The sequence below is a fragment of the Stenotrophomonas sp. STEN225 genome (genome assembly GCF_056756445.1).
The window spans coordinates 200767-220413 of record NZ_JBRRBV010000005.1 but is presented as its reverse complement, the minus strand read 5'-3'; the positions used below and the strand labels follow the sequence as shown (position 1 = coordinate 220413).

The following is a 19647-nucleotide window of genomic DNA, read 5'->3' as shown; positions in this document are numbered from 1 at the left end:
CACACGATGAAGCTGCTGATCGTCGAAGACGAGCCCAAGACCGGCAATTACCTGCGACAGGGCCTGATCGAAGCGGGCTACGTGGTCGATCTCGCCTGCGACGGCGTGGACGGCCTGCATCTGGCGGCAAGCGGCGAGTACCAGCTGGTCATCCTCGATGTGATGCTGCCCGGTCTCGATGGCTGGAACGTCCTGTCGCGCCTGCGCGATGCGGGGTGGCAGGTGCCGGTGCTGTTCCTGTCGGCGCGCAGCAGCATTGCCGACCGCGTGCAGGGGCTGGAACTGGGTGCCGATGATTACCTGGCCAAACCTTTCGCCTTCGCCGAGCTGCTGGCACGCGTGCGTACCCTGCTGCGACGCGGCCAGGGCCAGTCTCAGCCTGACCGCATCGTCGTCGCCGATCTGGTGGTGGATACGCTGCGCCGGCGCGTGGAGCGCGGTGGCCAGCGCATCACACTGAGCCCGAAGGAACACGCGCTGCTGGAGCTGCTGGCACGACGGCGCGGCGAGGTCCTGCCACGCTCGTTGATCGCCTCGCAGGTGTGGGACATGAATTTCGACAGCGACACCAATGTCATCGATGTGGCGATACGCCGCCTGCGCGCCAAGATCGACGATGGCTTCGCCGAAAAGCTGGTGGTCACTGTGCGCGGGATGGGCTACGTGCTGGAGGCACCCGAGGTCGAAGCAGCGCAACCGCAATGAGCCTGCGACGCTCCATTGCCGTCCGCCTCACCGTGCTGTTCGCCACGGTCGGTACGCTGGTGCTGGCTGCACTGGGCGTGGCGATCTATCTGAGCGCGCGCCATGATCTGGTCGCACAGGATTTCGCCGAACTGGAGAACAAGGCCGCGTTGATCGCCGACCTCGCCGGCAGCGGCACGTCCGATGAGCGCGCCCAGCGCCTGGGCGATGCGCTGCGCCACCATCCCGATATCGCCTTCCACATCGTCGATGAGCAGGGCGGCGTGCTCTTCTCCACCGCGCCGGAGGCCTTGCGCGCGCATGCGCGGACCCAACCCGCCGACACTGAACCGCGCCGCCATGACTGGACGCTGGCCGACGGAAGCCGCCTGCACGCCCTCAATCTGCGGCAGACGCTGGCCGATGGCAGCCGCCTGGCCACCCTGCTGGCGATCGACGATGCGCGCCATGCCGACTTCCTGCAGCGCTTCCGCCACCTGCTGGCCGTCGCTCTGGTCGCTGCTGCGGTGGCCAGCAGCCTGCTGGGGGGCTACGTCGTGCGGCAGACGCTGCGCCCACTGCGCACGCTGGCCGACGAGGCCCGCCATATCACCGCCGGACGACTGCAGCGCCGGCTCACGGCCGAGCACGTGCCCGTCGAACTGGAACAGCTGGCGCAGAGCCTGAACGGGATGCTGGCGCGGCTGCAACAGGACTTCGAGCGCCTCAGCGGGTTCTCCGGAGACCTCGCCCACGAACTGCGTACGCCGATCACCAACATGCTGACCCAGGTGCAGGTGGTGCTCGCGCACCCCCGCAGCAACGAGTCCTATCGCGAGACGCTGCTCTCCTGCGCGGAAGAGCTGCAACGGCTGGCACAGACCGTGGGCGATCTGCTCTATCTGGCCCAGGCCGAAGCACCCGGCGCCCTGCCCTCGCGCGAGGGGGTGGCGCTGGATGCGATGGTCGATGCGCTGCTGGAGTTCTACGATCTGCTGGCCGAGGAGCGCCAGCTCACGCTGCGGCGGGAAGGCAGCGCAGAGGCCAACGGCAACCGCCTGATGCTGCACCGGGCGGTCGCCAACCTGCTTTCCAACGCCCTGCAGCACGCCACGCCGGGTACGGAGATCGTGGTGCGGCTGGACGGCACCGGGCCCACGAGCCGGATTGCTGTCCACAACCTCGGTCCGCCGATTCCCATGCAGGCACTGCCCCGCTTGTTCGACCGGTTCTTCCGCGGCGAGCGCGGCCGGCACGAGGGCGCCGGGCTGGGATTGGCGATCACCCGCGCCATCGTGCAGGCCCATGGTGGATCGGTGAGCGTGGTCTCCGACGCATCGGGCACCGTGTTCGAGCTGGCCCTGCCGGGCGCTAGCGGTCCGGCGCAAACACGCCGGCAATCCAGTCGATGAATACCCGCAACCGCGGCGACGGCGTGCGGTTGCGCGGGTGAACCAGGCTCAACGGGCTGGGTGTGGGCGGCGATTCCGCCAGCAACTCCAGCAACTGACCACGTTCGATATAGGGATCCAGCCGGTAGCGCGGCGCCTGGATGATGCCGAGCCCCGCCAGTGCCGCCCCCAGGAAGGCATCTGCGCCGGATACCCGCACGGTTGCCGGCAGAGGCACATGGCGCACCTGCCCGGCCTGCTGGAACTCCAGAGGAATCAACTGTCCGCTGGCACCGGAACGGAAACCGACCATCCGATGACCGGACAGCAGCGCGTCGATGCTGTCCGGCAGCCCATGCGAACCCACGTAGGACGGTGAGGCAACGGTGACTTCGCGCAGCAGTGCCAGTCGCCGCGCGACCAGATCGCTGTCGGCCAGGGTGCCGACCCGAAGCGCGGCATCCACGCCTTCGCGCAGCAGATCCACGTAGCGATCCCCCTCGCTCACGTCCAGCTCGATGTCGGGATAGCGCTGCAGGAACTCGGGCAGGTGCGGAAACAACAAGTGCCGACCAAGCGTTCCGTGCACTTCGATGCGCAGCGTGCCACGCGGCGGGACATCACGGAATGCGGCTTCGGCATCGTCCATGTCGGCGATCAGGCGCAGGCAGCGGCCATAGAAGGCTTCGCCCTCGAGGGTCGGCACCACCCGTCGCGTGGTCCTGTGCAACAGCCTCACCCCCAGCCGCCGCTCCAGCGCCTTGATCGCGTCGGTCACCGTGGCCCTCGGCAGCCCCAGGTCCTCTGCAGCGCGGGTGAAGCTGCGACGTTCGACGATACGGACAAAAGCGCGCAGGGCGGTGAATCGATCCATTGTTCGAACATCCGGATGATGTTGTCGGATTCTCCATGATTATCCGGACGCCAGGAACCAGCAAGATGATGGGGCGCCACGCGGGCGCGTCTTCGAAGGAAGCCTTCATGTCCAGCTCCTCTCCCCGTACCGTCGCCCTGGTCACCGGCGGCTCCCGCGGCATCGGCGCCGCGATCTCGCGTCGGCTGGCGGCCGACGGCCATGCGGTTGCGATCAACTATGCCGGCCGCCGCGAAGAGGCTGATGCCCTGGCCGCCGAGCTGGTCTCCGCCGGCGGCCAAGCCATTGCGCTGCAGGCCGACGTGGCCGATCCGCAGGCGGTGAGCCGCTTGTTCGATGCCGTCGAGGCTCGATTCGAGGGCATCGATGTGGTGGTCAACAGCGCCGGAGTGCTGCAGCTTGCGCCGCTGTCAGCCACCGACGACGCGTTGTTCGATCGGGTCACCGCCATCAATCTCAAGGGCGCCTTCAACGTGCTGCGCGAGAGCGCGCGACGCGTCCGCGACGGCGGCCGCATCGTCGCGCTGTCCACCAGCGTGGTCGGCCTCAAGCTGGAGAACTACGGTGTCTACGCCGCAAGCAAGGCGGCCGTGGAAACCCTGACGGCGATACTCAGCAAGGAGCTGCGTGGCCGTGGCATCACGGTCAATGCCGTGGCACCCGGCCCGACCGCGACCGACCTGTTCCTGGAGGGCAAGTCGCCGGAACTGATCGAGCGCCTGGCGCAGATGAATCCGCTGGAGCGGCTGGGCACGCCGGACGACATCGCCGGCGCGGTGGCTTTCCTGGCTGGAACCGACGGCGGCTGGATCAATGGCCAGGTGCTGCGAGCCAATGGCGGGATGGTGTGACGGCAAAGCCGCCGGGCATGGCCCGGCGCTACCGTTACGGCGTTGACATCGAGTACGGCGCCTGCGCGCCCTGCCCGGGCCAGTCCCTGTTCGGCTCGGCCTGCATGGTGAAGCGCAGCTCGCCCCCGGCCATGATCTCGTCGTGGCGCAGGAAGGTGCGCTGCAGCGGTTTGCCGTTCAGGGACACACTGCCCACATAGGTGTGCCTGTCATCCAGCCCCTCGGCCACGATGGTGAAGGTCCTGCCGTTGGGCAGGCGCATGGCGGTCCTTGGCAGGAACGGGCGGCCCAGGATGTACTCCCCCGAGCCCGGCGCCACCGGATAGAAGCCCAGCGCGGTGAACACGTACCACGCCGACATCTGGCCCACGTCATCGTTGCCGGCCAGGCCATCGGGACGGTCGGCGTACTGGGTGTCCATGATCTGCTTCAGGCGCGCCTGCGTGCGCCAGGGCTGACCAGCGTAGGCGTAGAGGTACGCAACGTGATGGCTGGGCTCGTTGCCATGCGCATACCAGCCGATCAGGCCGGTGATGTCTTCCATGTGCTCGAAGACCGCCGGATCGACCGTGGCGTTGAACACCTCGTCCAGCCTCGCCAGCAGCCGGTCGCTGCCGCCATGCGCGGCGGCCAGGCCCGCCACGTCCTGCGGGACGTACCACGAGTACTGCCAGGCATTGCCCTCGGTGTAGTCGGTGCCGTAGCCGCTGGCGCTGGGATCGAACGGGGTGCGGAAACTGCCGTCGCGCTTGCGGGCACGCATGAAGCCGGTGTCCTTGTCGAAGGCATTGCGCCAGTTCGCCGCACGCTTGTCGAATGTCGCCGCGATCTCGCTCCTGCCCATCGCCTGCGCCATGCGCGCGATGGTCCAGTCGTCGAACGCGTATTCCAGGGTCTTGCTGGCCGCTTCGCCCTCTTCATCGATGGGCACATACCCCAGCTCACGGTACTGCGCGATGCCGTCGTAGGGACCGTAATTGGCGGTCTCCACCATCGCGTCGAGCGCCTTTGCGGCGTCGAAGCCGCGGATGCCCTTCACATAGGCGTCGGCGATGACCGGCACCGCGTGGTAACCGATCATGCACCAGTCTTCCAGGCCGTGGAACGACCACACCGGGAGCATGCCGTACGGGCTGTGTTCGTGGTGAGCCAGCATCGAGTTGATGAAGTCGCTGTTGCGTTTTTCCGGCTGCACCAGAGTCAGCAGCGGATGCAGCGCCCGGTAGGTGTCCCACAACGAGAACGTGGAATAGTGGGCATACCCCTTGGCGACATGCACGGTGTTGTCGGGGCCGCGATACTGGCCATCCACATCCATGAACAGCGTCGGCCCCAGCATCGTGTGGTACAGGGCCGTGTAGGCGCTACGCCGCGCATGCTCCGGCGCATCGATGTCCAGCACCGATAGTGCCTGCGTCCATTCCTGCCGGGCCTGCGCACGCACGCGGTCGAAGTCGAAGTCGGCCACCTCGGCATCCAGGTTGGCGATCGCACCGGCCTCGCTCACCGGCGAGATCGCCACCTTCACCACCAGCGGAGCATCCAGCCTGCCGAAATCGAACGTGCCGACCAGCTGGCGGCCTTCGATCTGTGCGCGCTGTGCCGGATCTTTCTCACCCGGCGGCGGGAAGCCCTTGTACACGATGTCCTGCTCGGTGTTGTGCAGCGCATGGCCTGCCAACGGTTGCGAGAAGCGCATGGCGAAATACAGCTGGCGCCCCGGCGCCCAGCCGCGGGTCTCGCGGAAACCGGTGATGGTGCCGTCCGTACGCACCCGCACCCGCGACCACAGCACCTTGCCCGGGTAGTCGTACATGCTGGTCCGCATGTCCAGCAGTACCTTGGCATCGACGCCCTTGGGGAAGGCGTAGCGATGCACACCGACCCGGGCGCTGGTGGTCAGTTCGGCGCGCACCTTGTAATCGTCCAGGGTCACCGCGTAGTAGCCCGGTTCGGCCTTTTCGTCGTCATGGCGGAAGCGCGACGCATAGCCGCTGCGGGGCCGTTCGGGGTCGCCGCGTTCCAATCCCGGGTTTCCGGTGAACGGCATCACCAGGATGTCGCCGAGATCAGAATGCCCGGTGCCGGAGAAGTGGGTGTGCGAAAAGCCGACGATGCTGCTGTCGTCATAACGGTATCCGGCGGCCCAGCCGTAGGCCTTCTCACGCGGCTGGATGCGCGTGTCCGGGCTGAGCTGGACCATGCCGAAGGGTATCGTCGCGCCGGGGTAGGTATGCCCTTCACCACCGGTACCGATGAAGGGGTCCACCGAGGCATACGCCTTGTCGGCGGCGGACTTCGAAGGCGCTGCCCAGGCCGCGCCGGAGGCGAGCATGGCGGTGGCGGCGAAGGCGATCAGGAGACGACGGTCCAGCGTGGGCATCGGCATTTGGATCGATTCAGATGGTGTACCGATGCTAGCACCAGTGCCCGTGCATCGCATGCTGCAGTGCGGCCGCAGTCCCCGGTGCAGCGTGCCCTCAGTCGGGGAGCGCGCCCTCCAGCGCGGCGAGATCGGCACGCACGCGCGGACGCACCACGCGTGCCACTTCCCGGCCGTCGTGCAGCAGGATCACCGTGGGCCACAGCTTCACCTGGAACGAGCGCCCGAGCGCCCGCCCTTTCCCATCCTCGATCTTCCAGTGCGCCAGATCATGTGCTTCCACGACCTCCTGCAGCGCCGGCTGTGCCGCCTGGCAATGGCCGCACCAGGGCGCACCGAATTCCAGCAGCTGCCAGCCGTCGCGCGCCTCCACTTCGGCGCGTGACGGCTCGCTGGACAGCTGCGTGCGCATGAAGGGCACCGAGGTTACCCCGCCAGGCTGCGCTGGATGTCTGCCAGCGGCGCGTTGGTCAGGTCCTTGGCGATGTCGCCCAGCAACCGTGCCTGCGTCTCCTTGTGCAGCAGCGGACGGATCCGTCCGAGCGTGGTGGGGTCGGCCACCAGCAGCAGGTGGGCATACCGGTTGTTGAGCGCATCCTCGTTGAGCTGTTCGGCCACCTGCTTGGCGAACGTCGCTTCGTTGAGCTGGGCGATGGACATGTCCTTGGGAACGGCACCGGCCGGGCCCTGCCCGGAGACGCCCGTCTCGCTGATGTCCTGCAGCCGCAGTTCGCCCTCCTGCTTCAGCGTGAGCTGCTGCGCGCTGCCGACATTGGTGAACACCCGGGCCGAACCACCATCGGCCACCACCACCAGCGTCCCCTCGGGAATCGTTCGTGCCATCGCTGCCTCCTCGTACGGGTTTCGAATTTTTCTGCAGCACCACCCTAGGTCGCCCGCCGTAACCGTGGCGCGCACACAATGTGATCCATTCGTTGGAATGGAAGATCGCGGCTCAACTTGCCCCGGCGCCGGCCGCTACCCACGGCATCACCGCGAGGAACCCCCCATGCATGCTGCCTCCCTGCTCCATGTCTGCTTCGCCGTTGGCCTGGCCGTCGCTGGATGCGCCGGCTGCATCCACCAGTTCCTGCAGGGCCAGCCGGTGCTCGCGCTCGGCATTGCCCTGGCTTCGCTGATGACCACGGGCACCGCGCTGGCGACGCGTCATCTGGCGGTACCGGTCGCGATGGCGCTCGCCTGCACCCTGATCGGCGCAGCCGCCACGCACTGACCCGGCCAGCCATTGAAGGAACGCAGGCGCTACCCGCGCGGCGGCGACAGGCTGGAGGTGGCATCGGTCTGCAGCAGGCTGTCGCGCTCGCGCAGCGGCAAGCGGATCCACGCATCCACGCCCTGGGGTGAGAACGCAAGTTCGCCGCGACCGCCAAGCTCGTAGGGAATGCGCTGTTCGACCAGCGCCCGACCCAGCCCGCGATGCGAAGGGACGACCCAGTCGTCGTTCACCGCGCGCCGCTCGCACCAGTGCAGGTCCAGCCAGGCTTCACCGTCGATGTCCTGCATCGACCAGGACACCTCGATCCGCGTATCGCTGTGCACCGATGCGCCGTGCGTGAGCGCGTTGCTGGCCAGTTCATGGACCGCCAGCGACAGCACCTCGGCCGCCTTGGGCGGCAGCAGCACGTCCTCCTCGCCCTGCAGAAGGAATTCGTCGGGCGCGTGTCCCTGCACCGCGATCTCCTGGTCCAGCATGCCACGCAGGCTCACCCCGGCATTGGCGCTGCGGGTGAGCAGGGTCTGCGTGCGAGAAAGCGACATGAGGCGTGCGCACAGGCGGTCAGCGTACTCGTCCACGCTGTCGACCGACTCGCGTGTGCGCCAGGCGATGGCGTGGATCGTGGCCATGATGTTGCGCACGCGGTGCTGCAGCTCGGCCAGCAATACCGCCTGCCGCTCGGTGGCACGCTTGAGATCATCGATGTCCACCGCGATGGCGAACACGCCCGTCACCTCGCCGTCGACATCGCGCAGCGGCGCCGCCGCGACCCGCGTCCAGCGGACACACCCATCATCGTGGGTGAACTGGAACTCCAGTCCGGGCACCACGGTTTCTCCGCGCAGGGCCCGTGCGATGGCGAAATCCTCCGGTGCGATCGGGCTGCCATCGGCATGCCAGCCCTGCCATCGGTGCTGGTTGACCGGATCGGCCGAGGGCACCTGGCTGTTGGGAAGATAGGCGCGCATCTGGTCGTTCGACAGCTGCATCCGCCCCTGCGCATCGACAATGCACAGGCCGACCGGCAATACCTTGAACACCAGCGCCAGGCGCCGGTCGCTCTCCTGCCGCCGCCGCTCCTCGCGCTCACGCGCGGCCTGTGCCACGTGCGCTGCCGTGGTCTCGAACATGGTGACCAGCACACCGCCCACCTGCCCTTCCTCGCCGCGGAGCGGACTGTAGGTGATGGTGAACCAGACGTCCTCCAGCCGGCCCTGCCGGGCCAGCGGGTACAACTTGTCCTCGAACGTGACGGTCTCACCCTGCCAGACCCGGTCGTAGATCGGCCCGTTGATGTGCCAGACCTCGGGCCAGCAGTCGCGGGTGGGCTGCCCCAGGCCAGCGGGATGCTTGTCGGCAAGGATCTCGGCATAGCCGTCGTTGTAGAGCTGGATGAGCTCCTGGCCCCACAGGATGATCATGGGAAACCCATGAGCCAACATCATGTCCACGGTGGCGCGCAGATGCGCCGGCCACCGCCCAGTCGGGCCAAGCGGCGTCCCTGACCAGTCATGGCGCGCGATGCGCGCATCCATGCCGTCATGCAGTCCACCCAGACGATGCGCCGGAGGTGCTGTGCCGCGCACGGACGAGGGAGCAGCGGTATCCAATCGCCGGCCCATGCCGCGCAGTCAGACCTTGCCCGCAGCAGCCCGCGGTGCGGCGACCAGTCCGGCCAGCTGCCGGGCCAACGCGTCGATATGGTAGGGCTTGGGGCAGCGCGGCGCGCTGGCGAAGCGGCTCGGCAGGTTGTCGTCGTAACCGGAGGTCAGCAGGAACGGCGTCCCCGCCTCGGACAGGCGGTCGGCCAGCGGGTACACCTGCTCACCACCCAGGTTGATGTCCAGCAGGGCGACGTCGATCGGGTGATCATCGACCAGACGCGCCAACTCGCGCAGGTCACCGGCCGGGCCCACGACGTGCGCGCCCTTCAGCTGCAGATAGTCGGCCAGGAACATCGCAATGGCGAATTCATCTTCGGCCACCAGCACCCGTAGCCCCTGCAGCCCCTCCCGTTCATCGCCCGACTCCAGCACGCTGTACTCCCTGACACGCGCGGCCCATCCGGCCGCAATGCCCGCAGGATGCGCGAGTTGCCCTACAAGAACGCGTGATGACGGATGAAGACAACAGCGAGATCGCATTCACCTCGGCCAAACACGCTGTGTGCCCGGCCCGCGGTCAGAACGCACGCTCCCATTTCAGGCTCAGCAGGCTGCGGTCATGGCTGTACAGCCAGTCCACATTGCTGTCGATGCGGGTGTAGCGCAGGCTCAGGCTGGGCACCAGGCCTGCCACCGCCAGCCGTTCGCTGCGTACCAGCGCGATGAGGTTCTGCTCGTCGTCGTGCCGGCGCGCTTCCAGCAGCGGACTCCAGGCATCGTAGCTGCGCTCGCGCAGCGAAAGGAACAGCGTGGCAGTCGTGCCGCTCCACTGCCGCGCCGCGCCGACGCGCAGGCCGCGCTGGCGATAGGCATTGGCCGCGTCGGCCGCCCCGCTGTCGGCCAGATCGATGCCGGCGAAGACGGTCCAGCGCGCAGTGAGCGCACGGAACCAGGTGGCGTACAGTGCTCCCATCGCGCCATCGTAGTTGTCGGCCAGCCCCGGTTGCCGATAGCGCTGGCGCTTCCAGTCCGCCTCCAGCTTCAGCAGGCTGCGCGGGTCCAGTGCGTATTGCCATTCCGCATGCGCGCCTGCGGCGCCCTGCAGGGTACGGTTGCCCAGTGCCTGATAGTCGTAGCCGGGGGCCAGCAGCAGGGTGTGCCGCGCACTGCGCCAGCTGTAGCCCACCTGCACAGTGGCGTTGAGTTCGTTGTAGGCGCGGTTGTCTTTCCATGCCTGGCCGAAGGCCAACCCGCGCACATACAGGCCGTGGTGGCCGGCCAGTGCCCAGCGGCGTTCCAGGCTGCCGTCGTAGTCCACCCCCGGTGCGCGCTGGGCATCGGGCAACCTGCGCTCGATGATGCAGTCCTCGCCCACGCCGAACAGGCAGGTGCGGCTGGCCGAACTGCGGTTGATGTTGTCGCTCCATGCAGGTCCGGCGGACAGTGCGCCCTTCCAGCGCCGCCGCGCCTGTAGCGCCTGCAGATACCCCTGCACCCGGCCGCGCACGCCGGCGGTGGCAGGGTCGCGGTCATCGATGTCGGCGGCGATCGCGGTGAACAGCGACGTCGCCTCCCGGTCACGCTGGTCCTCGGCGTAGACCCGCGCCAGTTCAAGCCGCGCAGGCAGGAAATCCGGCTGCCGGGCCAGCAGGGCCTCGTACTCAAGGGCCGCGCGATGATGCTCGCCCGCAACCCGCGCCAGCGCGCCCTGCGCGTAGTGGCGCAGCAGCGGGTCATGGCCGGGAAGTTCAATGTACTCGTGCAGGAAGGCCTGCGCGGCGGGCCATTGCTGGTGCTGCAACGACAGGTACAGCGCCTGGCCCAGGTCGTCGACCGTGCGCTCCACGCGCAGGGTCCGGCCATCGAGGGTGACGGTCGGCCGATCCGGTTCGGCCTGTTGCAGCCGCTGCTGGTCCTGGCGTTGATGGCGCACGTCGTTGCCCTGCTCCAGCACGCGGCGCAGGTCGTCCTGCTGGGCGTGCGCCGTGGCGGTCAGCGCCAGCAGAAGGAGGCAGAAAAGAGGGAGGCGCATGGTCGATCCGGTGTGAAGCGATGCAGCGGGCCGAAGCAGGGACTGGCGGATCGCGGCTTGTCCCTGCCCTGCCCCGTCAGGGGCGTGGCGATCAGTTCTTGCTGCCGCCGAAGGCGGTGTCGTACTGGCTGTTGCCGGCGAAGGTGGCGATACCGGCCAGGGTGGCGGCATTGGCACCGAAGAACTGGCCCTGGGTGGTGCCACTGACCGAACCGTTGGCGGTGGCCGCGCCTGCGAACGAGGCGGTGGCGCTGTTGATGGTGGCGTTGATGTTGACCGACAGGCCACCGCCGCTGAGGCCGCCCAGCAGAGTGCCGGTGCCGAAGTTGGCGCGGAAGGTGCCGCTGAGCAGGTTGCTGCCGTTGAACTTGTTCAGGCCAGCCACGCTGTAGGTGGCCACGCCGGCCGGCAGGGTGGTGCCGGCACGGTCGCCGACGAAGTAGACCTGGCGGTTGTTGAAGCCACCTGCGGCGCCGTCCTTGGACCATTCACCGAACCAGACATCGCCACTGCCGACCTTGACGAAGTTGAAGTGGCCCATGCCCGAGTGGCTGCCCGGCGCACCGGTGATCGGCATGGCCAGCGTGCGCACGGTGGTGCCATTGACGGTGGTCGGCACCGAATAGCTGGCCAGGCCCTGGAAATCGACGCGACGGGCGTTGGACACGGTGCCGACGCCGATACCGGCCTTGCCGGCCGAGTGCGGGCCACCGTTGACCTGGGAATCACCGACGGCGACATACAGCTCGGCATCGGTCACCGGGCTGGCCGCACCGACGATGTCGGCTGCCTGCGCCGCGCCGGCCAGGGCGAAGGAGGCGGCGACCGCCAGGACGGAACGGGAGATCATTTTCATGGTGTTGCTCCTTGGGTTGAGGGAACTACGGGTACAACGCTTGAATGCAGGTGCTCAGAAGCGTGCGGTGATGCCCAGCTTGAGGGTGCGGCCCGGCGCCGGCAGCGTGGACCGCGTGGCCGGGTCGACGTAGTAGCGGTTGCCGAGATTGCTGCCGACCAGCTCCACGCTGGCGTGCTCGTTGAAGCGCCAGCGCGCATACGCATCCACCGTGGTGATGTTTCCCCAGGTGAACGGCACGTTCTGCCAGAGCAGGCTGCTGCCACCGGCCAGCAACCGGTCACGGTAGGCCTGCAGGTCCGGGTTTTCGTGGCGCCGGTAGTGGATGATGCGGCTGCCCAGCTCCAGTCGTTCGTTGAACAGGCGGGTGCCCAGTGACGCGTTGACCGACAGCTTCGGAATCGCCTGGGTCAGCAGGTAGCCGCTGACGAACCCGTCCTGCACGCAGTTCGGGACCAGGCCACGGTTGGCATCCAGCAGCACGGCACTGCTCTCGTCGCAGACCTCGTTCTCCAGCGTGCGGGCGATGCCCAGATCGGTGAAGAAACGGCGGTTGTCGAAGCGTGCCTGCAGTTCGATGCCGCGGATGGTCTGCTTGTCGATGTTGTCGAACAGGAAGTAGGCATCGCGCTCGATCACGTTGCGGGTCTTGTGCACGTAATAGGCCAGCTTGACGTCGGCGTCGGCGGTGTTTCCGAACAGCGCCGACAGGTCGTGCACGTAACCCAGCTCGTAGTTGTAGGCATGCTCCGGCTTGAGGTCATACAGCGGGTTGAGGCTGCTGGAGAAGGCGATGGTGCTTTCGAACATGCTCGGGAAACGCACTGCTTCGCTGTAGCGCAGGTAGATGCGCGCGGCCGGCGACAGATGCGCCGTCGCCGAGAAAGTGGGCAGCCACGCGTGATCGCGCTGGCGCCGGTTGCTGCCATTCACCGGCCGCGCCTGCAAGGTGTTGCCGATGCTGCAGACCAGGTCGCTGCCGGCGAACAACGGCAGCACGCCCGGGATCGCAGCCACCTCGCCGTTGAGGCACGGGTTGGTGGCACGGGCATAGTTGCCGTTGGCGTCGGGCAGCCACGCGATGTTGTGCTCCACTGCCTGCGGTGTTTCGTAATAGGCCAGCAGTCCCCGGATCGAATCATCGATCACCGAGCCCATGCCGATGCTCTCCCAGAACTCGCGTTCTGCTTCCAGCGCATCGATCTCTGCCTGCAGGCTGGCCGGTCGCTCGGGCAGCTCGTTGACCCGATAGGTAGCCTGCTTGCTGCCCACCCCCTTGGTCAGAAGCTCCGGGTGCGCGTCGAGGAAGTCGTCGAAGGCCCAGTAGCGGCTGTAGCGGACGCCGGCGTTGAGGGTGAGGACATCGAGCGGACGCCATTCCAGGTTGAGGTAGCCCTCACCCTCCTGGCGGCGGCCGGCACGCGGAAACATGCGCCAGCCATCAGTGGTGCCGAAGTACGGATCGCGCGAACCCAGGCTCTCGTACTGCCAGTTGCCCCCTACGGTCAGGTCGAGGCTGGAGTGCAACGCGAAGCGGTTGCTGACCGTCAGGCCGGTGCGATCGTTGCGCGCGTTGGCCAGAGCGGTGTTGCGCAGGATCGGGCTGGCTTCAGGGTCCCATTGCGGATTGCCCGGCGCGAAGTTGGGGAAGCCGCCCGCGGTATAGGTATCGCTGTCGGTCTCGGTGCGCCACAGATTGGCATACAGATCCAGCCAGCGGCTGCCGGCCGGCTGCCAGCGATACTCCAGGTTCCAGGCATCCGAGTCGACGCGGCTCAGCGGCCACTGGATGCGGCCGTAGTCCGGCGCCGACAGGATGCGCGAAGGCATGATCTCGCCGTAGTGCGAGAGCGTGTGCCGCCAGCTCGCCTTCAGCTGCTGGTCGTCATTGATCTGCCACGTCGCCTTGAGCAGCCACGACTCCTGTTCACTCGACGTATTGGGCACTTCATCACCCGGCTTGAAGTAGCGGGCCAGCGTGGTGATGTAGTCGATGCCCTGGTACTCGTACTGCTCGCGTGGGTCCTGGTCGTAGTAGTCGCTGCCCTGGCTGCCGGAGAAATAGTTGCCACGCCGGCGCCGGGCATAGGCCGCCATCACGTCCACCGTCTCGCCGCGCAGGCCCAGCGCCAGTCGCCACGCCTGGTCCTCGCCATCGAACGGATTGTTGCCGCTGCGCGACTGCACCGGCACCACCAGGGTACGGTCGTCATAGGGCGAGTTCGGCGACCCCTGCGGGAAACCCGGCACCGTCCGGTAGTCCTCGCCGCTGTGGAGGCGTGGCAGGCGTGGCGCCACCGCGTTGCTGCTGCCTTCTATCTTCAGCTCCCCGCCGAAGCGTTCGCCCGCCGGCACGACGTCATCGATGTCGATGGTCCTGATGACCAGCGCGCCGCCGATGCCGCTGTGCACGTCACGCACCAGGCCGGGCCCCTTGATGACCTGGATGCCACCGATCAGGTTGGGATCGATGTAGTTGCGGTTGCTGACGCCGTTGTAGCCCCGCCAGACCGTGAGGGCCTGTTCACCGCCGTCAATGCTCACCGGCACCCGCCCCGGCCCCTGGATGCCGCGGATGTTGATGTCCAGCGCGCCGCTGTTGCGCGCATCGCCGCTGAAAACGCCGACCAGATCCTTGACCACGTCGGCCGGGTTGGCGCCGCGGAAGCGCTCCACCCGGTCCCGCCCCGAATACACCGTGGTCAGGTCCAGCGCGAACACGTCGTCATAGCCACGGCGATCGCGCGCTTCGCCGCCTTCCGGCTGCAGGCGACCGGCGACGTCCAGCGTATCGGTCACCCGCACCCCTTCCCCCTCGGCCGATGCCTGCGCTGCGTCCGCCGCGGCGCGCAGGCTCCAGGTGCCATCCAGGCCTCGCTGGGCACGCACCCCACTGCCCTGCAGCAGCCGCTGCAGCGCCTGCATCTGGCTGTACTGGCCCTGCACTGCGCTGGAACGACGCCCTTCGACCAGGTCGCTGCGGAACACCACCTGCGCATCGGCCTGGCGCCCGAACGCGCGTACCGCGTCTGCCAGCGACTGCTCCGGGATGGCGTACTGGCGCAGCGCCGCCGCTGTGCTGGGTTGCGCCTGCGCGGCCGGCACCCGGGCCAGCGGCAGCAGTGCGGTGCAGATGGCCAGGGCCAGTGTGGTGGCGCGACGGTGACAGGCAGACGCCGTGGACGGCATGGACGGAACTCCTCAAGCGTGGGGAAACCACGGGCACAGCTGCTGCCGGTGGTGTGTCTGGCTTGAGGAAAAACGGTGTTTCGCTCTGGCTGTACCTCTATAGACAGCGCACGCTGCTGGCTGCCCACGCTTTTTTCAGGCTTTTTTCATCGCGATCTAAACCCTGCCGGCATCACCAGACCACCAGCGCGCCACCCGGCAGCCGCTGCACGCGCAGGCCCGCCTGGGCCGCCACTGCGGTGATGGCCGGATCCGGCTGGCGCAGATGGAACAGGCCACTGACCCGGATCTGCTCCGCTTTTGTCCCCAGCACCCAGACCGGTGCGGCCCGATAGCGCGCCAACCGTTCGATGGCCTGTGCCGCGCTCAGATCGTCGATGGCAACCTCACCGCGCCGCCAGGGTGCCACCGCGTCGCTGGCGAGGCTGCTCACCGGCTGCAGCCAGCGTCCGTCACGGAACGCGCGTGCCTGCCCTGCATGCAGCCGTTGCAGGCTGCCATCACCGGGATGTACGTCCACTACCCCTTCGCTGACCTGGGCGGTCACCACCGCGTCCTGCAACGAAACGCTGAACGCGGTACCGATGTCGCGCACCAGACCACCGCCGGCCTCGACCCGGAACGGCCGCGCTTCATGCGCGACCCGGAACCACGCCTGGCCGCGCAGCAGCCGCAGTTGCCGCTGATCCCCATCGAATGCGACGGCCAGCGCGGTGCGGGCATCCAGCACGATCGTGCTGCCATCCTCCAGTTGCACCACACGGGGTGCATCGCCGCTACGCAGATCGCTGCGCGCCCACAATGCGACCCCGGGGAGGGCTGGGACCGCCAGCACCACCGCGGCCACGCTGGCCCACCACCAGGACAGGCGCCTGCGCGGGGCGATCGGGCGCAGGCCCTGGCGATCGGAGGTCAGTGCCGGCAGTGCGGCCAGCACCTCCGGCCCAGCCGCGTCCAGGCCGTCCCAGAATGCCTGCTGACGGCGCCAGGCCAAGGCATGGCGCGGATCGGCCTGCAGCCATCGCTGCAGGGCCCGCTGCTGCCGGTCCGGCAACGGGCCTGCACTGCACCGGATCACCCAGCGCAACGCATGCCTGGCCTGTCGCGGCGAGGGTTCGGACGTGGTCATGGTCGTAGCCTGTCGCACCACGAACCGGTGCGCGTGACTGTTGTGACAAGGGCGGGCGGCCTCTGCCCACGGTAATTGCGGGTCATCGGCGTGCGCCCTGCTGGTGCTGCTGGATCAGCATTGCCGCGCGCAGCACATGCTTGCCGACCAGGCTCTTGGAAATGCCCAGACGGGCGGCGATCTCACGCTCGCTCAGGCCCAGGTAGCGGTTGAGCACGAAACACTCCCGCACCTGCGGCGGCAGCGCAAGGATGGTCCGGGTGATCTCGCGCAGCTGCGCCTGGTCCAGCGCCTGTTGCTCACCACCAACGGCATCGCCGACCTCGCACGCGTACTCGGCCATCGCCCGCCGTTCGCGTGCGTCGGCCTGGCTGCGGTTGAGGGCGTGATGGTACGCCATGCGGTACAGGTAACCGCGCGGTTCAAGGATCGGCGGATCGCCGGGCACGCTGCTGGCCTTCAGGTACAGGTTCTGCAGGGTGTCCTCGGTGCTGACCGGGTCCAGGTAGCGCGCGATGAAGCGTGACAACGCACGGCGCTCGCGGATCAACAGCTCGACCAGCGCCAGGGCATTGGGAGACATAGGTGCCAGGCCGGACCGGGGAATGATGGGCGTGATGGCGACGGTCCGGGACGTGATTGTAGGGCGCGGCACCCCATCACGCCCAGCCCGCACCACGGCACCCGCCACTCCCGGGATCGTCAGTCCCATTGTCACGATAGCCCTGCCACCCGATCATCACCGGTGATGGCCGCGCGGCACCGCGCCTGATCCGGCCCCACATCCCCCGCACAGGAGAAGCCCATGGCCTACGCACGCATTGTCTCGATGGCTGACAACTACCTGCACCACATCAGCAACGGCACCTTCGATGTCAACGCCGACGAGCCGGCCTCGCTGGGCGGCCAGGGCAAGGGATTCGCCCCGTTCGATCTGTACCTGGCCTCACTGGCCGCCTGCACCGCCATCACCCTGCGCATGTACGCCCAGCGCAAGGGCTGGGAGCTGGGCGAGTTCCACGCCGAACTGCGTTCGGAGCGCGATCCTGATGGTCGTTTCCATGTGCACCGCATACTGCATGCCAGCGCCGCGCTGGACGATGCCCAGTGGCAGCGACTGCTGGAGGTGGTCGAGAAGACCCCGGTCACCCTGGTGATGCGCGAAGGGGCGCGCATCACCAGCGAACGCGGCCAGAACGCCGCTTCCGGAAAGCGCTAACGGCGCGGGTGCAGCACGGTGCGCTGGCGCATCGCGTTGAACTCCCGCTCCACCTGCTGGATGTCCTCGGCCTGGAAACCCGCGGCATCCAGCATCTGGTTGGCCGCGGCGGCCGCCAGCGGATCGTCGTCACGCTGGCGCCAGCAGCGGGACGGCAGGAAATAGCCCACCTCGCTGCGCCCGCGCATGATCACCACCGGGCGGCCGGCGTACAGCAGGAACTCGGCCAGGTGCTGGCGCAGGCCCTCCACCGAGACATAGGCCGGACCGATGCCCAGCATCTGGCTGGACGTCCCGGGATTTTCGAACAGCTTGCGACGGCTCATCACACTCCTCCTTGTTGCCACGCGTGGTCTCCTTTCCCTAGACGGGCGCATCGCTGCACCCCCGCCACGTTTCGTGCCGGCCCGTCATCGCTGGCGGCTCAGAAGCCGGTGTTGAACTCCAGCTGGAACACATCGATCGCCAGCGGCGGGCCCGACACCGCCTTGGCAGCCATCCACTTGCCGCTGATCCAGCTGCGCGCGTCCAACGCATAGGCACCACCCACGTAATAGCCGCGCGCGTTGGTGCCACCCAGATGGAAGTTCGGATCGTTGTAGGCATCCGGCAGCGCATCGGCCTCGATCCGCTTGTAGCCCAGCAGTGCCTGCCACTGCCCCTTCTCCTTCAGATCGATGGCGCCGAACGTTGCCTGCAGCATCCACGCGGTGTCGCCGCTGCGGAACGTATCGATGCCGGGAGCGTCACCCGCACCGAAATTGTTGACGATGCCGTTGTTCGCGCGGCGGAACATCGCCCGCGTGTCGTACGCCAGGTTGCGGATGAAGTCACCTTCCAGGCGCAGTCCGATGTCCTGCGCCAGCCGGGTATCCCAACGCAGGTTCAGCGTGGCCAGGCGGAAGGCGGACGCCAGGCCGACATACTGCGGCGTCGGCGTGCCGGCCGGATCCATCGGATTGAGCGCGATGTCGCGGATCAGCATCAGGGTGTTGCCCTTCTGCATGAACGCCGGGCGCGACCAGTCGGTGTCGCAGCCGACGGCGCCGGAGTACAGGGCACAGGGCGAGGACAGCCGACCGCTGATGTTCTTGAAGTCGTAGTAGCCCAGTGCGGCCCGCAGTGCGTTGTCGTCGTTGAAGCGCCAGTTCACGCCAGCCTGCGCGCCGGACAGCCATTTGTTCTCGTTCGGCGACTTCTCTCCGCTGCGGCTCTGCAGGCTGTCCGAGGTGTACTCCAGCGGCGCCACGGCAAGGGTGCCGAACAGGTCCAGATCGCCGTCGCCGAACCCGTACTTCAGGTTGGCGGCAAGTCCATCGAAGTTCAGATCGTTGGAGAACAGGGTGTCGCTGCTCCAGAACGGATTGCCGAAACGGCCACCACGCACGGTCAGCCAGTCGGCCGGACTGTAGGCCAGCCACGCCTGGTCGAGCCACACGTCCTTCTTGCTCAGGCCGCCCCCCAGCTGCTCGGTGGTGGACACCGGGCCATTGCTGCTGCCGCTGGCCAGTCGGATGCCAGCGGTGGTGTGATCGCCGATCATGGCCTCGACCCCCAGGCGGGCGCGGATGCGCCACAGGTTACGGCGGTCCTGTCGGGTGTTGAGCAAGGGCGGCAGCTGCAGGTTGGTATTGGTGTTGGTGTCGAATCCACTGCCCGCATTGACCGCGGCCCAGTTGCTGACGATGCCGCTGTTGTCATCGCCATAGAAGCGCGACTCGCTGCGCACACGCACGTCCCCGGTCACCTTGATGCGCTGTGTCCATTCGGCGACCTCATTCGGCGCCGCCCAGCCCTCCGCCTTCGCCTGCGCCATTACGTCCTGGCGCACTTCGTCGCGGATGCCATCACGGACACTCTGCGGCACATAGGGCACACGCACATCGCCCGCCTCAAGCGCGATGCCTCCACTGCTGGCCGATGCAGCACCGGCAGCACCGCGCTGGGCTGCTGCTGCCTCGGCTTCGGCCTGCACCAGCAGCGCCTGGCCGTCCTCGGGCTTGAGCGCGCCACTGGCCATCAGGCCTTTGATCAGCTTGATCATGGTGGTCTCAGCAGCCATTGCACCGGCCGGCGTCGCCAGGCTGAGCAGCACAGCGCAGCACAGCAGCGCCCGTCGGGCCGGCCGCGACGGGCGGGAGTCGGTTCGAGCGCGGACGTGGTTGTTCATCACGGTTCTCATCGGAAGAAGGGAAATC

General features: G+C 67.6%; 18 protein-coding genes. 5 read left to right on the top strand and 13 right to left on the bottom strand.

The window, feature by feature from the left end; translation table 11 throughout:
• Window positions 1-6 precede the first annotated feature (6 nt).
• Window positions 7-705: a heavy metal response regulator transcription factor gene (locus ACVOJ1_RS07400; RefSeq protein ID WP_346480229.1), complete on the top strand. Its 699-nt coding sequence runs from the start codon at window positions 7-9 to the stop codon at window positions 703-705.
• Window positions 702-2096 carry a heavy metal sensor histidine kinase gene (locus tag ACVOJ1_RS07395; protein WP_277380721.1) on the top strand — a complete coding sequence of 465 codons (1395 nt, stop codon included), beginning with the start codon at window positions 702-704 and terminating at the stop codon, window positions 2094-2096. Before ACVOJ1_RS07400 ends, ACVOJ1_RS07395 begins: the two co-directional genes overlap by 4 nt.
• On the opposite strand, the gene ACVOJ1_RS07390 is transcribed toward ACVOJ1_RS07395, so the two are convergent.
• Window positions 2056-2949, bottom strand: coding sequence for a LysR family transcriptional regulator (locus tag ACVOJ1_RS07390; RefSeq protein ID WP_065176182.1), 894 nt, complete (start codon window positions 2947-2949; stop codon window positions 2056-2058). The genes ACVOJ1_RS07395 and ACVOJ1_RS07390 overlap by 41 nt on opposite strands.
• Window positions 2950-3056: 107 nt before the next feature.
• Between ACVOJ1_RS07390 and ACVOJ1_RS07385 the strand changes: the two genes are divergently transcribed.
• Entirely contained in the window at window positions 3057-3800 is a 744-nt protein-coding gene (locus tag ACVOJ1_RS07385) for an SDR family oxidoreductase (protein ID WP_065182361.1), read from the top strand.
• 34 nt (window positions 3801-3834) lie between these two features.
• Here ACVOJ1_RS07385 and ACVOJ1_RS07380 read toward each other — a convergent pair whose 3' ends face one another.
• From ACVOJ1_RS07380 to ACVOJ1_RS07370, 3 genes are all read right to left on the bottom strand, one after another.
• On the bottom strand, window positions 3835-6189 hold the full coding sequence (locus ACVOJ1_RS07380; RefSeq protein ID WP_346480228.1) for a GH92 family glycosyl hydrolase: 2355 nt from the start codon (window positions 6187-6189) through the stop codon (window positions 3835-3837).
• A 91-nt stretch (window positions 6190-6280) separates the two neighbouring features.
• Window positions 6281-6604, bottom strand: coding sequence for a thioredoxin family protein (locus ACVOJ1_RS07375; protein ID WP_346480227.1), 324 nt, complete (start codon window positions 6602-6604; stop codon window positions 6281-6283).
• Window positions 6605-6609: 5 nt separating this feature from the next.
• Window positions 6610-7026 (bottom strand): baeRF12 domain-containing protein, encoded by a 417-nt coding sequence (locus ACVOJ1_RS07370; protein ID WP_053516277.1) that lies wholly within the window; start codon window positions 7024-7026, stop codon window positions 6610-6612.
• Between the two features lie 166 nt (window positions 7027-7192).
• Between ACVOJ1_RS07370 and ACVOJ1_RS07365 the strand changes: the two genes are divergently transcribed.
• Complete coding sequence (locus tag ACVOJ1_RS07365; RefSeq protein ID WP_053516280.1) at window positions 7193-7417, top strand: hypothetical protein; 225 nt, start codon at window positions 7193-7195, stop codon at window positions 7415-7417.
• A 29-nt stretch (window positions 7418-7446) separates the two neighbouring features.
• On the opposite strand, the gene ACVOJ1_RS07360 is transcribed toward ACVOJ1_RS07365, so the two are convergent.
• The 7 genes from ACVOJ1_RS07360 to ACVOJ1_RS07330 form a co-directional block, all read right to left on the bottom strand.
• Window positions 7447-9042: a sensor histidine kinase gene (locus tag ACVOJ1_RS07360; RefSeq protein ID WP_277380724.1), complete on the bottom strand. Its 1596-nt coding sequence runs from the start codon at window positions 9040-9042 to the stop codon at window positions 7447-7449.
• A gap of 9 nt (window positions 9043-9051) precedes the next feature.
• Window positions 9052-9456 (bottom strand): response regulator, encoded by a 405-nt coding sequence (locus tag ACVOJ1_RS07355; RefSeq protein WP_065176179.1) that lies wholly within the window; start codon window positions 9454-9456, stop codon window positions 9052-9054.
• Between the two features lie 145 nt (window positions 9457-9601).
• Window positions 9602-11056: a surface lipoprotein assembly modifier gene (locus ACVOJ1_RS07350; RefSeq protein WP_164152784.1), complete on the bottom strand. Its 1455-nt coding sequence runs from the start codon at window positions 11054-11056 to the stop codon at window positions 9602-9604.
• A 91-nt stretch (window positions 11057-11147) separates the two neighbouring features.
• Complete coding sequence (locus tag ACVOJ1_RS07345; protein ID WP_053516287.1) at window positions 11148-11912, bottom strand: Slam-dependent surface lipoprotein; 765 nt, start codon at window positions 11910-11912, stop codon at window positions 11148-11150.
• Window positions 11913-11966: 54 nt separating this feature from the next.
• Window positions 11967-15101, bottom strand: a complete 3135-nt coding sequence (locus tag ACVOJ1_RS07340) for a TonB-dependent receptor (RefSeq protein WP_346480226.1) — start codon at window positions 15099-15101, stop codon at window positions 11967-11969.
• A 172-nt stretch (window positions 15102-15273) separates the two neighbouring features.
• Window positions 15274-16230 carry a FecR family protein gene (locus ACVOJ1_RS07335; RefSeq protein WP_346475128.1) on the bottom strand — a complete coding sequence of 319 codons (957 nt, stop codon included), beginning with the start codon at window positions 16228-16230 and terminating at the stop codon, window positions 15274-15276.
• A gap of 82 nt (window positions 16231-16312) precedes the next feature.
• Window positions 16313-16813 carry an RNA polymerase sigma factor gene (locus tag ACVOJ1_RS07330; protein WP_346480225.1) on the bottom strand — a complete coding sequence of 167 codons (501 nt, stop codon included), beginning with the start codon at window positions 16811-16813 and terminating at the stop codon, window positions 16313-16315.
• A 222-nt stretch (window positions 16814-17035) separates the two neighbouring features.
• Here ACVOJ1_RS07330 and ACVOJ1_RS07325 point away from each other — a divergent pair, with 222 nt between their 5' ends.
• Window positions 17036-17449 (top strand): OsmC family protein, encoded by a 414-nt coding sequence (locus tag ACVOJ1_RS07325; RefSeq protein ID WP_197600046.1) that lies wholly within the window; start codon window positions 17036-17038, stop codon window positions 17447-17449.
• Here ACVOJ1_RS07325 and ACVOJ1_RS07320 read toward each other — a convergent pair.
• Window positions 17446-17775 (bottom strand): hypothetical protein, encoded by a 330-nt coding sequence (locus ACVOJ1_RS07320; protein WP_065176173.1) that lies wholly within the window; start codon window positions 17773-17775, stop codon window positions 17446-17448. The genes ACVOJ1_RS07325 and ACVOJ1_RS07320 overlap by 4 nt on opposite strands.
• Window positions 17776-17873: 98 nt before the next feature.
• Entirely contained in the window at window positions 17874-19619 is a 1746-nt protein-coding gene (locus tag ACVOJ1_RS07315; protein WP_346480224.1) for a putative porin, read from the bottom strand.
• Between the last annotated feature and the right edge of the window lie 28 nt (window positions 19620-19647).